We start from the raw sequence: 15,255 nt of genomic DNA on the forward strand, positions 1-15,255 counted from the left end.
CGTGGCGCGGCGCCGCACCCACGCGCTGCAAAGGAGAGGAAGATCCTGTGGATCACGCCTGCCCGGGGCCACGCCTCAGGCGCTTTCGGACCGCGCCGCAGAAGCTTGCGCCTTGGCGGCTTTCTTCTTTTCCGCGACCTTTTCCGCCAGATCGCGCGCGATCGCGAAGGCGCCGCGAATCTTGTCGGCCTCTCTTGCCCAGTCGCGCCGGACCACGATCTTGTTGTCGCGGACCTTCGCCAGGCCGTCCTGCGCCTTGATGAATTCCACCAGCCCTTCGGGGTTGGCGAACTTGTCGTTGTGGAACTGGATCGTCGCGCCCTTGGGCCCGCCGTCCAGCTTCGCGATGCCCGCGCGCTTGCACATCGCCTTGATCCGCACCACCAGCAGAAGCGTGTTCACCTCCTTCGGCAATTTGCCGAAGCGGTCGATCAACTCGGCGGCGAAGCCTTCGAGCTCCACCTTGGTCGTGAGCGACGACAGACGCCGATAAAGCCCCAGCCGCACGTCGAGGTCCGGCACGTAATCCTCCGGAATGAGGACCGGAACGCCGAGGTTGATCTGCGGCGCCCATTGCTCGTCGGCCTCCGAAAGGCCTTCCATCTCGCCCGCGCGGATCTTGGCGATCGCCTCCTCCAGCATGGTCTGGTAGAGTTCGTAGCCCACATCGCGCATCTGCCCGGACTGCTCTTCGCCCAGAAGATTGCCCGCGCCGCGGATGTCGAGATCCTGGCTTGCCAGCGTGAAGCCCGCGCCGAGCGTGTCGAGGCTGCCCAGCACCCTCAGTCGCTTCTCCGCGGCGGGCGTGAGCGGCGCGCGCGGCTTGGTGGTGAGGTAGGCATAGGCGCGCGTCTTGGCACGCCCCACCCGCCCCCGGATCTGGTAGAGCTGCGCGAGCCCGAAGAGATCCGCGCGCCACACGACCATCGTGTTGGCCGTGGGGATGTCGAGGCCGGATTCCACGATCGTGGTGGCCAGCAGCACGTCGTACTTGCCGTCGTAGAAGGCGTTCATCCGGTCGTCGAGCTCGCCGGCCGCCATCTGGCCGTGGGCTATGACGTAGCTGACCTCCGGCACCTGCTCCTGAAGGAACGCCTCCATCTCGGGCAGGTCCTTGATGCGCGGCACCACGAAGAAGCTTTGCCCGCCGCGGTAATGCTCGCGCAAAAGCGCCTCGCGCACCGTCACCGCATCGAACTCGCTCACATAGGTGCGAATCGCCAGCCGGTCGACGGGCGGGGTCCCGATGATGCTGAGATCCCGCACACCCGAAAGCGACAGTTGCAGCGTGCGCGGGATCGGCGTCGCGGTGAGCGTGAGCACATGCACGTCCGAGCGCAATTGCTTCAGCCGCTCCTTGTGGGAGACGCCGAAATGCTGCTCCTCGTCGATGACGAGGAGGCCGAGGTTCCGGAACCGCACGCTCTTGGCCAGCAGCGCGTGGGTGCCCACCACGATGTCCACCGTGCCCTTGGCAAGCCCCTCGCGCGTGGCGGCCGCGTCCTTCTGCGACACGAAGCGCGAGAGCGCGCGCACCTCCAGCGGAAAGCCGCGGAACCGCTCGCGGAAGCTTTGCGCATGCTGGCGGGCCAGCAGCGTGGTGGGCGCGATCACCGCGACCTGCACGCCCGACATGGCCGCCACGAAGGCCGCGCGCATCGCCACCTCGGTCTTGCCGAAGCCCACGTCGCCGCAGATCAGCCGGTCCATCGGATGGCCGGAGGTCATGTCGTCGAGCACCGCCTCGATGGCGGAAAGCTGGTCGTCGGTTTCCTGGTAGGGAAAGCGCGCCGAGAACTCTTCCCAGGCGTGGGGCGGCGGGTCGAGCACCGGCGCCTTGCGCAGCGCACGCTCGGCCGCCACGCGGATGAGCCGGTCGGCCATCTCGCGGATGCGTTCCTTGAGCCGCGCCTTCTTGGCCTGCCACGCGCCGCCGCCCAGCTTGTCGAGAAGCCCTTCCTCGTGGCCGTAGCGGCTCAGAAGCTCGATGTTCTCGACCGGCAGGTAGAGCTTGGCGCCCTCGGCGTATTCCAGGCGCAGGCACTCATGCGCGGCGCCCGCCGCGGTGATCACCTCGAGGCCCATGTAGCGCCCGATCCCATGCTCCACATGGACCACCAGATCGCCCGGCGAAAGCGATTGCGCCTCGGTCAGGAAATTCTCCGCGCGGCGGCGCTTCTTCGGGGCGCGGATCAGCCTGTCGCCCAGCACGTCCTGCTCGGCGATCACGGTCATGTCGGTCGTCTCGAACCCCTGCTCGAGCGGCCAGACGGCCAGGTGCAGGCCCGTCTTGCCGAGGCGCGAGGCGTCGGCGACGGGCACGGCCCCCACGAGGCCCTCGTCCTCCAGAAGCCCGGAAAGCCGTTCGCGCGCGCCTTCGGAATAGGACGCGACGAGCACCGGGCCATCCTGCATCTTCGCGCGAATATGATCGGCCAGAACACTGAAAAGGTTCACCTTCTCGTTTTGTCGTTCGGGCGTGAAGCTGCGCCCGATCCGGCCGCCTGCGTCCACGATGCCCGGGCCGGACGCCCGCGGAAGCGGGGAGAACTGCACCACCCGCCGGTCGCCGAGCGCCGTGTCGAGCGCCGCCTCGTCGAGGTAGAGCTCTCCCGGCGGGACGGGCTTGTAGACGGTGTCGATGCGGCCCTTCTGGCTCATCGCCTCGCGGCGCGCCTCGTACTGGTCGACGATGCCCTCCCACCGCGCGAGGTGCGCCGGACGGGTCTGGTCGTCGAGCGTCACCGGCGCGCCCGGCAGATAGTCGAAAAGCGTCTCCAGCCTCTCGTGGAACAGCGGCAGCCAGTGTTCGGCGCCCTGGTGCTTGCGCCCCGCGCTCACCGCCTCGTAGAGCGGATCGTCGCTGCCCGCCGCGCCGAACTCGATCCGGTAATTCTGGCGGAACCGCAGGATCGACGCCTCGTCCAGGATCACCTCGGAGACCGGGGCAAGCTCCACCCGCTCCAGCGCTTCGGTGGTCCGCTGGCTTGCCGGGTCGAACCGGCGCGCCCCGTCGAGAACGTCGCCGAAGAGGGCGAGGCGCACCGGCCCGCCCTCGCCGGGCGGATAGATGTCGATGATGCCGCCGCGGATCGCGTAGTCGCCCGGTTCGGTCACGGTCGGCGCCTGCGCGAAGCCCATCCGCGCGAGAAAGCCCCGCAGCGCCGCCTCGTCGAGGCGGTGGCCGACCCGCGCGGTGAAGGCGGCCTCGCGCAGCACCTCGCGGGGCGGCAGAAACTGGGTGGCCGAACTCATCGTGGTCAAGAGCACGAAGCGCGAGGGCGCCCCGTGCACGAGCGCGGCGAGTGTCGCCATCCGCGCGGCCGAGATGTCGGGGTTGGGCGACACCCGGTCATAGGGCAGGCAATCCCAGGCCGGAAAGCGCAGCACCGGCATGCCCGGATCGAAGAAGGCGAGCGCGGCCTCGGTGGCGGCCATGCGCTTGTCGTCGCGCGCGACATGGATCACGGGCCCTTCGGCGCGCGCGACCTCGCGCAGAAGCAGCCTGGCGTCGTAGCCTTCGGGCGCGCCGCCCATCGTGATCGTGCGGGGGTCTGTCATGAGACGCCTCATCTGTCGCGCGCGCATCGCCTCGTCAAGACGCAAGCGCCGGGGCCACCGTCAGTAGGGCAAGGCACCGATCGCGATATTCTGATACATGCCCCAGAGCGAGGTGACGAAGATCGACAGCAGGCCGATCACCTGCGTCCAGAAACGCAGGACGCGCAGCTTGCGGCGCAGCGCCTCTCCCTTCAGGCCGTCGCGCCGGATCTGGCCTGCGGCCCGCAGGCCCAGAAGCCAGACGAAACCCAGCGGCGTCACCAGAAGGAACGTGGCCTGGGCGAACTCGATCCCGTAACCGAAGCCCATCACGATCAGCCCGGTGAGCAGGAAGAAGACGAGCATCGTGAGCCACAGACCCGCCACATGCACGATGTGGAGCATCCGGTCGCAGTTGATGCGCACCAGGTCGTGCAGGTCTGCCTCGGCCCGGCCGCCATGGCGACGGGCACGGGCGACCATGTCGAAGGGCACGCCCAGCACCCAGTGACTGGCCGAGGACCAGACCACGGCAAGCGCGATCCAGTACCACAGGTTCGAGAACGATCGCATGTCGATCACTTCGAAAACCACAAGATGCCAATCCACAGCGTCGGGCCCCGCGTCGTTCGTCGTGAAGCCCCATTAACCTGCCACGCGGCGCTTGCCCATAGCCCGGGCGCAGGACGCGCGAGGGGGGGGGGGGGGGGGGGGGGGGGGGGGGGGGGGGGGGGGGGGGGGGGGGGGGGGGGGGGGGGGGGGGGGGGGGGGGGGGGGGGGGGGGGNGGTTCCCGTTCCGAAAGGCCCGCCCATGCAGCCCATCCAGGCCCCCTTCCCCGCCACGCGTTTCCGTCGCAGCCGGGCCCGCGCCGCGACCCGCGCGCTGACGCGGGAGACGACGCTCACGGCCGACGATCTCATCTGGCCAGTCTTCCTGCGCGATGGCGAGGGCGTGGAGGAAGAGGTGCCATCTATGCCCGGCGTCTTCCGGCGCAGCGTGGACCGGGTGGTGGAGGCGGCGGCGGAGGCACACGCGCTGGGCATCCCCGCGATCTGCCTTTTTCCCTANTTCCTGCGCGATGGCGAGGGCGTGGAGGAAGAGGTGCCATCTATGCCCGGCGTCTTCCGGCGCAGCGTGGACCGGGTGGTGGAGGCGGCGGCGGAGGCACACGCGCGGGGCATCCCCGCGATCTGCCTTTTTCCCTACACCGACCCGGACAGGAAGACGAAGGACTGCGCCGAGGCCTGGAATCCGGAAAACCTGTCGAACCGGGCGACGCGCGCGATCAAGGCCGAGGTTCGCGGCATCGCGGTGATGACCGACGTGGCGCTCGACCCATACAACATCGACGGCCATGACGGCTTCGTGCGCGCGGGCCGGGTCGTCAACGACGAGACGGTCGAGGCGCTGGTGCGCCAGGCGCTTTCGCAGGCCGAGGCCGGCGCCGACATCATCGGCCCCTCCGACATGATGGACGGGCGCATCGGCGCGCTGCGCGACGCCCTCGAGGCGGAGGGCCACCACGACGTGATGCTGATGAGCTACGCGGCGAAATACGCCTCGGCCTTCTATGGTCCCTTCCGCGACGCGGTCGGCGCCTCGGGCGCGCTCAAGGGCGACAAGAAGACCTACCAGATGGATCCCGGCAATTCGGACGAGGCGCTGCGGCTCGTGGCGCGCGACCTGTCGGAAGGGGCGGACGCGGTGATGGTGAAGCCCGGCATGCCGTATCTCGACATCTGCCGCCGCGTGAAGGACGGCTTCGGCGCGCCGACCTTCGCCTACCAGGTGTCGGGCGAATACGCGATGATCGAGGCGGCCGCCCGCAACGGCTGGGTCGACGGCGAGCGCGTGATGCTGGAAAGCCTGCTGGCGTTCAAGCGCGCGGGCTGCGACGGCATTCTCACCTATTTCGCCCCGCGGGCAGCGCGCGCGCTGCGCGACGGGTGACGCCGCGCGGCCGGTCACGGGCGAAGCCCCGCCGAGCGGACGGTTGCAGGGTGACACGCGCCCCGGGACACCGTATAAAGTGGCTGTAACCGGTTCGACCACAAGAACCGGCCAGGCTCAGGCAAGGAACAGGCAGACAGATGACACTCATGACCCGACGCGCCTTCGCCGTCTCGGCTCTCGCGCTCGCCGCGGGCTGCTCGAACGGTATCGGCGGTGACGGCGCTCAGCGCCTCGACGCCCGCGTGGACGCCACGCTGTCCCGCATGTACGCCGATTTCCCCGGAACCCGTCAGCTGGCCGACAAGTCGGTGGGCATGCTGGTCATGCCGGTCGTGACCGAGGCCGGTCTCGGCTTCGGCGGGGCCTACGGGCGCGGCGCGCTTCGCGTGGGCGGCGTGACGGTGGACTACTACTCGGCCACCCGCGCCAGCATCGGCCCGCAGATCGGCGGCCAGCAATATTCCCATGTGCTGTTCTTCATGACCGAAGACGCGCTCCGGGAATTCCGCACGAGCCCGGGCTGGGCGGCGGGCGCCGACGTCGAATACGTCTTCAACAATATCGGAGAGGCGCTCAAGGCCGAGACGACGACCTCGATCTCGCCGGTGATCGCGGTGGTCTTCGGCCAGGCCGGGGTGCGCGTCGGCGCCACGATCGAGGGCACCAAGTACACGCGCATCATCCCGTGAGCGACCGGCGCGCCCGCCGCACGGGCGCGCCGCAGCACCCGGCTAGTGCAGCGTGAATTCGCCCACCACGCTGCGCCACTCGCCCGGCGCGATCATCTTGCGGTGGGTGAAGCGCACCGAGTGGAGCGGGCCCTCGATCTCTGTCTGCCAGAATTCAATGAAATCGAAGAGGCGCGGATGATCCGGCGCGAGGTCGTAATCCTGCCAGATGAAACTGTTGAGGACGCTCCTGTAGTCCGGCATCCGGTAGAAGAGTTGCGCTGTCGTCAGCCCGTAGCCCTTCAGCATGAGTTCGGTTTCGCGCTCCATTCGCATCCTCCTGGCCTGCTGGTCCGAACAGGATGCCGAATCGTACTTACTTTTCAACGAAAACAGCATGTTGGCAGCCTCCGCACCGTGCTGCCAACACCGCGCAGAGGGCGTTGATTGCGCCCCGCCCGCGCGCGGTGCTATAAGTTCGGCGACAGCGCACCGGGCTTCGACAAGAGCAGGCAGAACACGTGAACGACACGCCCCAACCCCCTGACGACGAAAGCGGAAACGCGACGCCCGCCTATTCCGGGCCGGTGATCGACATCGCCGACGAAATGCGGTCTTCCTATCTCGACTACGCGATGAGCGTGATCGTCAGCCGCGCGATCCCGGATCTTCGCGATGGCCTGAAGCCTGTGCACCGGCGCATTCTTTACGCGATGCACGAAACCGGCAACAGCCACGACAAGCCCTACAGGAAATCCGCGCGGCCCGTCGGCGACGTGATGGGGCGCTACCACCCGCATGGCGACAGCGCGATCTACGACGCGCTGGTGCGCATGGCGCAGGACTTCTCGATGTCGCTGCCGCTCCTCGACGGGCAGGGCGATTTCGGCTCCATGGACGGCGACAACCCCGCCGCCATGCGCTCCACCGAGGTGCGCATGGCCAAGCCCGCCGACTACGTCCTGGCCGATATCGACAAGGACACGGTGGATTTTCAGGACAACTACGACGGCAAGGACCGCGAACCCACCGTCCTGCCCGCGCGCTTTCCCAACATGCTGGTCAACGGCGCGGGCGGCATCGCCGTGGGCATGGCCACCAACATCCCGCCCCACAACCTTGGCGAGATCGTGGACGCCACGCTTGCGCTGATCGACGACCCGGACCTGTCGTCCGAGCAGCTCATCGCGCATGTTCCGGGCCCGGATTTCCCCACGGGCGGGATCATGCTGGGCCGGTCGGGCGCGCGCAAGGCCTATCTCGAAGGGCGCGGCAGCGTCATCATCCGCGCCAGGACCCGAGTGGAGGAGCTGCGCCGCGACCGCTACGCCATCGTCATCGACGAGATCCCCTACCAGGTTAACAAGGCGTCGATGATCGAGAAGATCGCCGAGGCCGTCCGCGAAAAGCGGATCGAGGGCATCGCCCATGTCCAGGACGAATCCGACCGTTCTGGCGTGCGCGTCGTCATCGAACTCAAACGCGACGCCACGCCCGACGTGGTGCTGAACCAGCTTTGGCGCTTCACGCCCATGCAGACGAGTTTCGGCTGCAACATGCTGGCGCTGAACGGCGGGCGGCCCGAGCAGCTCACGCTGCGCGGCTTCCTGGCGGCCTTCATCTCCTTCCGGGAAGAGGTCGTGGCGCGGCGCACCGCCTATCTTCTGCGCAAGGCGCGGGAGCGCAGCCATATCCTCTGCGGCCTCGCCGTGGCGGTCTCCAACGTGGACGAGGTCGTGGCGACGATCCGCGCCTCGGCGGACGCCGCGGAGGCGCGCGAGAAGCTGATGACCCGGCGCTGGCCCGCCGCCGACATCGCGGAATACATCCGCCTGATCGACGATCCGACCCACACGATCAACGAGGACGGCACCTACAACCTCTCCGAGGCGCAAGCCCGCGCGATCCTCGAGCTGCGGCTGCAACGCCTCACGCAGCTCGGCGTCAAGGAAGTGACCGACGAGCTCGAGGAGTTGGCCGCGAAGATCAAGGAGTACCTGGAGATCCTCGGTTCGCGCGAGCGGATCATGGGCATCATCCGCGACGAACTGCGCGAGGTGAAGGACCTCTTCGCGGTACCGCGCCGCACCGAGATCGTGGACTGGGCTGGCGATCTGGAAGACGAGGACCTGATCGAGCGCGAGGACATGGTCGTGACGGTGACCCAGTCCGGCTACATCAAGCGCACGCCGCTCGGCGACTTCCGCGCGCAGAAGCGCGGCGGCAAGGGGCTTTCCGGCATGGCCACGAAAGAGGACGACGTGGTCACCACGCTCTTCGTCGCCAACACCCACACGCCGCTTCTGTTCTTCACCACCGACGGGATGGTCTACAAGCTCAAGACGTGGCGCCTGCCGCTCGGGGCGCGCACGGCGCGGGGAAAGGCGATCGTCAACATCCTGCCGATCCCGCAAGGCGTCTCCATCGCCGCGATCATGCCGGTGGACCGCCCCGAAGAGGAGTGGGACGCGCTGCAGATCATGTTCGCCACCTCCGCCGGCGACGTGCGGCGCAATGCGCTCTCGGACTTCACCAACGTGATGCGGAACGGCAAGATCGCGATGCGGCTGCCCGAAGGCGTGGAACTGGTGAACGCGCGCATCGCCTCCGAGGATGAGGACGTGATGCTCGTCACCGATTCCGGCCGCGCGATCCGCTTCCCCTCGACGGAGGTGCGAGTCTTCAAGGGGCGCGATTCCACCGGCGTGCGGGGCATCCGACTGCAGCGCGGCGACCGCGTGGTGTCGATGTCGGTCATTCGCCACTTCGAGGCCACGCCCGACGAACGCGCCGCCTATCTGAAGATGCGCCGCGCCGTGGCCGGTGCGGCCGAAGAAGACGCAATCCACGACGACGAGGAGTCGACGGACGCCAACGCGACCATCGCGCCGTCGCGCTACGCCGGGATGTCGGCCGCCGAGAACCTGATCCTCACGATTACCGCCAAAGGGCTCGGCAAGATCACCTCGAGCCACGACTACCCGGTGCGCGGACGCGGCGGCCTCGGGGTGCAGGCGATCGACAAGGGCCTGCGCGGCGGTCCCGTGGTGGCCTGCTTCCCCGTAGAGATGGACGACCAGGTGATGCTCGCCACCTCGCGCGGCCAGTCGATCCGCGTGCCCGTTGAGGGCATTTCCTTCCGCTCGCGCAGCGCGGGCGGGGTGAAGGTGTTCGACACGCGCGAGGGCGAAGAGGTCGTCTCGGTGGCGGGGATCGCGGACCAGGGCGAGGAGACGGAGGAGGACGCGGGCTGAGGATCCCTCGCCCGCGTCGTCGCGGCGCCCGATCCGGCGCGCCTCAAAGCCCGTAAAGCGCGCCGAATTTCGTTTCGAGATAGTCCATGAGGGGCGCCTCGGAGGGCGGCTCGCCGGTCGCGCGCATGATGAGGTCGCGCGGTTCCAGCACGCCGCCGTGGCGCTGCACCCGCTCGGCGAGCCAAGCGGTCGCGGCCGACGGGTCGCCCCGGGCGAGATCCTCGTCGAGCGCCGGCAGATCCCGCCGTATCGCCGCGTGCAGGCACCCGGCATAGACATTGCCCAGCGTGTAGGTCGGGAAGTAGCCGAAGAGGCCCACCGACCAATGCACGTCCTGCAGGAAACCCTGGGAGGGGCGCGTCACCTGCTGGCCGAAATCGGCGGCGAACCGATCGTTCCAAGCGCCTTCAAGGTCGGCCACGGAAAGATCGCCCGCGATCAGCGCGCGCTCCAGATCGAAGCGCATCAGGATGTGCAGGTTGTAGTGCAGTTCGTCCGCCTCGGTCCGGATGAAACCCGGATGGACGCGGTTGACGGTGGCGTGGAACGCCTCCGCGTCCGGCACGCCGACCTCCCCGAAGGCCTCGCGCATCCGCGCGAAAAGCCAGCCGGTGAAGGCGCGCGAGCGGCCGAGCTGGTTCTCGTAGATGCGGCTCTGGCTTTCGTGCACGCCCATGGAGACGCCCTGCCCCGCCGGCGTGAGCGCGAGCGCCGGGTCGATCCGCTGCTCGTAGGTGGCGTGACCCACCTCGTGGATGGTGGAATAGAGGCAGTTGAAAGGGTCGGCGGGATCGGTGCGCGTGGTGATGCGCACGTCCGCGCCCGAGCCGGAGCTGAAGGGATGCACCGCGGTGTCGATCCGCCCCCGCGCCAGGTCGTAGCCGAAGGCCCGCGCGAGTTCCTCGGCCAGCGCGCGCTGGTGCGCCGCGTCGAAGCGGCCCGAAAGCGCGGGCGGCGCGGGGCGCTCCAGCACCGCCGCGCGAAGGGTGGCGAGGCGCGGGCGCATGGCCTCGAACATCGCCCGAAGTTCCGCCACGCGCGCGCCGGATTCGTAGTCCTGCAACAGCGCCTCGTAGGGGTCGCCCGCGCCCGCGAGCGCCGCGCCCTCCTCCCGCCGCAGCCGCACCACCTCCGCGAGCACGGGCAGGAACCCGGCCGGATCGTCGGCGGCGCGCGCGGCGGCCCAGATGCCCTGGGCGCGGCTCGTCACCCGTGCGATCTCGGAGGCGAGATCTTCGGGCACCTTGACCGCGCGCTCGTGGGCGCGGCGGATCAGGCGAAGCTGCGCCGCGCCGGCGGCGTCGGGCGGCTCGGCCTCGGCGAGCCACGCGCCCACCCGCGGATCGGCCCGCCGGGCGTGCAGCACCGCCTCCATCGCGCCCATCTCCTCGGCGCGCTGCTCGACCGCGCCGCGCGGCATCACCGTCTCCTGGTCCCAGCCGAGGCGGCCGGCCACCTGCTCCAGCGCCGCGGTGCGCCGGGCGTGGGCCATCAGACTCTCGAAGGCGGTCATGCCGCGCGCACCGACTGCGCCACCGGGTAGAGCGCCATGAAGCGCGCCCGCAGGATCAGCACCCAGAGCACCACCGCGCCGAACTGGTGAACGATGGCGAGATGCCAGGGCGCCCCGTAGATCACCGTCACGATTCCGAGGACGACCTGCAGGGACAGGATGGCCAGCACCGCGTTCATGGAAAACCGCGTCGCCGCATTGGCCGACCGGCGGTACCGCCACCACGCGACGAGGCCCAGAAGGAACAGCGCGTAACCCGCCATGCGGTGCATGAACTGCACGAGCCCGTCATCCTCGAAGAAGTTCCGCCAGACCGGTTCCAGCTGGAAGGGATAGGGCGGGAAGAAACCGCCCGCCATCAGCGGCCAGTCGGTGTAGTTCCGCCCCGCGTCGATCCCGGCCACCAGCGCGCCGAGGAGGATCTGGAGGAACGCCACAGCGCCGAGCGCCGCGCCCCAGCCCGCGAGCGCCCCCTCGCGGGCCCGTCGCGCCTGCATCAGGTCACGCTCTTCCCGCCCGAGGCGGAAGACATACCAGGCGATGAGCCCCAGGATCACGAAGGCGAGGCCCAGATGGGTGGCGAGGCGGTAGCTCGCCACGTCGAGCATGCTGCCTTCGAGCCCCGAGGCCACCATCCACCAGCCGATCGCGCCCTGAAGCCCGCCGAGCGCGCCCAGGAGAAAGAGCCGCCCGGTCCAGCCCGGCGGCATCCTCCGCGTCACGAGGAGGCCCAGGAAGCCCGTGGCCCAGACGAGGCCGATGAAGCGGCCGAGCTGGCGGTGGCCCCATTCCCACCAGTAGATGAACTTGAACTCTGCAAGGCTCATCCCCTTGTTCTGCAACTGATATTCGGGGATCTGCCGGTAAAGGTCGAATTCCCGCTCCCAGTCCTCCGCCGACATCGGCGGCAGCGCACCTGTCACGGGCCGCCACTCCGTGATGGAAAGCCCGGAATCGGTCAGCCGGGTGAGCCCGCCCACCGCGATCATCACCACCACCAGCGCGAAGAGGATCATCAGCCAGACGCGCACCGCGCCGCGGGCTTCGCGCCGCCCGGCGTCGATCATCCCGCCGCGCGGCGCGTCCGCCGGCCGGCCGCCCTCTCCCACGTCCTCGAAGAGCTTGCGTTTCTCTTTCATTCCCGCCTCCTCGGCACCGCGCGAGACCCTATGTCGCCCACCCCCTCCGGGCAAGCTACTCCGGCCCCTTCCGCCCCCGGACCAACTGCCGCAGCGCCCCGTGCAGGATTCGCACATCCACCTGCGTCAGCGGCATCCGCGACCAGAGGTTGCGCAGATTCCGGCGCATTCCCTCCGCCTTGTGCTCGGGGAAGAAGAAGCCCGCCTCGTCGAGCCGGTCCTCCCAGTGCCGGGCGAGGATCTCCATCTCGCCCGCGCTGGCCCAGCCGCCACGGCCGGTGTCGATCGCCTCGTGCACCACCTCGGCGGTCTGGCGGCGCCATTCATAGGCGGCCAGCAGCACGCATTGCGCAAGGTTCAGGCTCGGGAACTCGGGGTTCACGGGCACCGTGATGACCGTGTTGGCCCGGGCGATGTCGTCATTCTCGAGCCCGGTGCGCTCGGGCCCGAAGAGGATCGCGACACGTTCGCCCGCGGCGAGGCGGTCGCGCGCGTCCGCCATAGCGCGTTCGGGGCTGAGCACCGGGATGGTCATGTCGCGCGGGCGCGCGGTCGTGGCGTAGACATGGGTGGCGTCGGCGATGGCGGCGGGCGTGTCCGCGAAGACCTGCGCCGCGTCCAGAAGCCGCCCCGCCCCGCTCGCCATGGCCGCGGCCTTCGGGTTGGGCCAGCCGTCGCGCGGGTCCACCACCCGCATCCGGTCGAGCCCGAAGTTCCACATGCCGCGCGCCGCCGCGCCGATGTTCTCGCCCATCTGCGGGCGCACGAGAACGAAGGCGGGCTGGCGCGGCGTGTCGGTCATGGGGCTCCGGGGCGCGAGGGGCGGGGCGCGCGCCTGATAGCTGCCGCCGGGGGTCGCCGCAAGCGCCGCCGCCGCGTTGTGGCCAAGCCCGTCGCCCCGCGCTATAGGGGCCGGCGACAGACCGACAGGAGCCGCGAAATGGCCGAGCCCGAGCAGCCGCAGATCTACCTCGTCACGCCCCCCGCCTTCGAGCGCGACGCCTTCGCCGACCGCCTCGCGGGCGTGCTCGATGCCCATCCCGTGGCGTGCCTGCGGCTGGCGCTGGCCACGCAGGACGCGGGCGAGGTCGGGCGGGCCGCCGACACGCTGCGCGAGGTGGCCCATGCCCGCGACGTGCCGATCGTCGTGGCCGAGCACCTCGCGCTGGTGGAGCCGCATGGCCTCGACGGCGTGCACCTGCTTCACGGGGCGCGCGGCGTGCGCAAGGCCCGCGCGGCGCTCGGCGCGGAGCCCATCCTGGGCGCGTTCTGCGCCACGTCGCGGCACGAGGGCATGACCGCCGGCGAGGCGGGCGCCGATTACGTGAGCTTCGGACCGGTGGGGGCGACCGGGCTCGGGGACGGAACCGTCGCGGAGGCAGAGCTTTTCGCCTGGTGGTCGGAGATGATCGAACTGCCCGTGGTGGCCGAAGGCGCACTCGACGCGGCGCTCGTGGCGCGCCTGGCGCCCGTCACCGATTTCTTCGCCGTGGGCGAGGAGATCTGGCGCGAGGACGACCCGGCCGCGGCGCTCGGGCGGCTCATCGCGGCGATGGCGGGCTAGGCAAGACCGGCCTCAATCCCCCCGCGCACGCGCTCCTCGAGCGTGGCGGCAAGCACCTTGCGGCCCTCGAACGCCGAGACGTCCAGGGGCGGATGCCAGACGACCTCCACTGCGCCGCGCCCGGGCGTGGCCAGAAGCTTCAGAAGATGGGGGCCGAAATCCATGTCGCCCCACCAGCCGTAAAATCGCGGATCCTCGCCCGCAGGCGCGCGCCAGATCACCGAGACCGGCTGCACCCGCATCCGCGGGGCCAGTGCCGGGTTGAAGAGCGCCTCGAAAAGCGTGGACTTGAAAGGAAGAACCCGCCGACCGTCGGTCGAGGTGCCCTCGGGAAAGAAGAGCAGCCGATGCCCGGCCAGCAGCCGCGTCTCGAAGGCCACGCGCTGCGCCGCCGCCTGGCGGGGATCGCGCGCGACGAAAAGCGTGCCGGTGGCCCGCGCCAGCCAGCCGATGCCGGGCCAGCCCGCCACCTCCGCCTTGGCCACGAAGTAGAGCCGCGTTCCCCCGTTCAGCGCGAAGATGTCCGCCCAGGAGGCGTGATTGGCCACCATCGCGCCCTCGCCCGTCATCGGCCGGCCCCGCTGGCGGTAGCGAACCCCCAGAAGAACAAGCGCCACCCTGCAGACACCCTGCGTGATCCAGGGCGTCACCGGCCGCGCGGGCCCGAAGATCGGGCGCTCGGCGAGCCGCAGCGAAAGCAGAAGCGCGAGCCCGCCGAACACCACCAGCGCGAGCGGAACGCCCCGCAATGCGACAAGCGCCCAGCCAAGCGCGCCGGGGGCGCCGCGATCCGCGGGCGGCCCCGCGCCGCGCCAGGTGCGGCTCATCGTGCCCCGCCGCGGCTGTAGAGCGCGGACTGGCGCGGGTTCATTCGCGCCGTGTCCATCACGAGGCAGACATCGGTCGTGTTGAACGCGCGGTCGATATAGGCGCCCTCGCCCACAACGCCGCCGAGCCGCAGATAAGCCTTGATGAGCGCGGGCACCTTCAGCATGGCGCGGCGCCGGTCGATCCGGTCCTCCGGCATCAGCTCCATGCTCTGGAAGACGCGCGAGCGCACGCGCAGGTCCGGCGGGGCGAGATGTCGGGGATGCAGAAGCGACAGGGGCTCGGCCAGCGCGGCGGTATCGGTGCCGTGGAAGCTCGCCACGCCGAACATCAGCTCGATCCCGTGCCGGTCCACGTAATCGGCAAGCCCGCTCCAGAGATGGTACATGGCCGTGCCGCCCCGGTAGTCGGGATGCAGGCAGGAGCGCCCGAGCTCCAGCAGCCTCCGGCCGTCCGCGCGCAGGGGCGCGAGATCGTACTCGTCCTCGGAATAGAACTGGCCCGCCGCACGGGCCTGGTCGTCGCGCATCACGCGGTAGACCCCCACGACATGATCGAGCGCCGCGGCGTCGCGGCGCTCGTCGATCAGGACAAGATGGTCGAAGAACGGGTCGAAGCGGTCCCGCTCGAGCCGCCGCGCGTGGTCGACCATCGCGCCACCGCCGCCGAGCTCGTCCACGAAGACGTCGTAGCGCAGCCGCTGGGCGGCGATAATGTCGCGCTCGGCACGCGCCAGCGCCACGCGGAAGAGGGGCTCGTGTGCGGACATCGACCTTCGCAAGGATGGTGCCGGGG

Annotated in this window: 12 protein-coding genes; 4 read left to right on the plus strand and 8 right to left on the minus strand. The window is 69.8% G+C overall.

Annotated features, from left to right (window positions below; translation table 11 throughout):
- Positions 1–75: 75 nt before the first annotated feature.
- Positions 76–3,561: a transcription-repair coupling factor gene (gene mfd / locus AB6A65_RS13870; protein ID WP_371038984.1), complete on the minus strand. Its 3,486-nt coding sequence runs from the start codon at positions 3,559–3,561 to the stop codon at positions 76–78.
- A gap of 60 nt (positions 3,562–3,621) precedes the next feature.
- Positions 3,622–4,113: a component of SufBCD complex gene (locus AB6A65_RS13875; protein ID WP_371038985.1), complete on the minus strand. Its 492-nt coding sequence runs from the start codon at positions 4,111–4,113 to the stop codon at positions 3,622–3,624.
- 238 nt (positions 4,114–4,351) lie between these two features.
- On the opposite strand from AB6A65_RS13875, the gene hemB reads away from it, so the two are divergent.
- On the plus strand, positions 4,352–5,491 hold the full coding sequence (gene hemB, locus AB6A65_RS13880; RefSeq protein ID WP_371038986.1) for a porphobilinogen synthase: 1,140 nt from the start codon (positions 4,352–4,354) through the stop codon (positions 5,489–5,491).
- 140 nt (positions 5,492–5,631) lie between these two features.
- Positions 5,632–6,183, plus strand: a complete 552-nt coding sequence (locus AB6A65_RS13885) for a YSC84-related protein (RefSeq protein ID WP_371038987.1) — start codon at positions 5,632–5,634, stop codon at positions 6,181–6,183.
- A gap of 42 nt (positions 6,184–6,225) precedes the next feature.
- Here AB6A65_RS13885 and AB6A65_RS13890 read toward each other — a convergent pair whose 3' ends face one another.
- Complete coding sequence (locus tag AB6A65_RS13890) at positions 6,226–6,492, minus strand: usg protein (protein WP_371038988.1); 267 nt, start codon at positions 6,490–6,492, stop codon at positions 6,226–6,228.
- 191 nt (positions 6,493–6,683) lie between these two features.
- On the opposite strand from AB6A65_RS13890, the gene gyrA reads away from it, so the two are divergent.
- Complete coding sequence (gene gyrA, locus AB6A65_RS13895) at positions 6,684–9,416, plus strand: DNA gyrase subunit A (RefSeq protein WP_371038989.1); 2,733 nt, start codon at positions 6,684–6,686, stop codon at positions 9,414–9,416.
- Positions 9,417–9,459: 43 nt separating this feature from the next.
- Here the strand turns inward: gyrA and AB6A65_RS13900 are convergent, their stop codons facing one another.
- Genes AB6A65_RS13900 through AB6A65_RS13910 form a run of 3 tightly spaced genes read right to left on the minus strand, consistent with a single transcriptional unit; the run spans position 9,460 to position 12,870 of the window.
- Positions 9,460–10,929: a carboxypeptidase M32 gene (locus tag AB6A65_RS13900; RefSeq protein ID WP_371038990.1), complete on the minus strand. Its 1,470-nt coding sequence runs from the start codon at positions 10,927–10,929 to the stop codon at positions 9,460–9,462.
- Complete coding sequence (ctaA, locus tag AB6A65_RS13905) at positions 10,926–12,068, minus strand: heme A synthase (RefSeq protein ID WP_371038991.1); 1,143 nt, start codon at positions 12,066–12,068, stop codon at positions 10,926–10,928. Before ctaA ends, AB6A65_RS13900 begins: the two co-directional genes overlap by 4 nt.
- Before the next feature lie 55 nt (positions 12,069–12,123).
- Positions 12,124–12,870: an RNA methyltransferase gene (locus AB6A65_RS13910; protein WP_371038992.1), complete on the minus strand. Its 747-nt coding sequence runs from the start codon at positions 12,868–12,870 to the stop codon at positions 12,124–12,126.
- 138 nt (positions 12,871–13,008) lie between these two features.
- Here AB6A65_RS13910 and AB6A65_RS13915 point away from each other — a divergent pair, with 138 nt between their 5' ends.
- Positions 13,009–13,632 carry a thiamine phosphate synthase gene (locus tag AB6A65_RS13915; RefSeq protein WP_371038993.1) on the plus strand — a complete coding sequence of 208 codons (624 nt, stop codon included), beginning with the start codon at positions 13,009–13,011 and terminating at the stop codon, positions 13,630–13,632.
- On the opposite strand, the gene AB6A65_RS13920 is transcribed toward AB6A65_RS13915, so the two are convergent.
- Complete coding sequence (locus AB6A65_RS13920) at positions 13,629–14,459, minus strand: lysophospholipid acyltransferase family protein (RefSeq protein ID WP_371038994.1); 831 nt, start codon at positions 14,457–14,459, stop codon at positions 13,629–13,631. The two genes, AB6A65_RS13915 and AB6A65_RS13920, sit on opposite strands and share 4 nt — an antisense overlap.
- Positions 14,456–15,229 carry a GNAT family N-acetyltransferase gene (locus AB6A65_RS13925; protein ID WP_371038995.1) on the minus strand — a complete coding sequence of 258 codons (774 nt, stop codon included), beginning with the start codon at positions 15,227–15,229 and terminating at the stop codon, positions 14,456–14,458. The genes AB6A65_RS13920 and AB6A65_RS13925 overlap by 4 nt, the downstream gene beginning before the upstream one ends.
- Positions 15,230–15,255 lie beyond the last annotated feature (26 nt).

The sequence above is a fragment of the Rhodosalinus sp. FB01 genome (assembly GCF_041365715.1).
GTDB lineage: Bacteria > Pseudomonadota > Alphaproteobacteria > Rhodobacterales > Rhodobacteraceae > Rhodosalinus.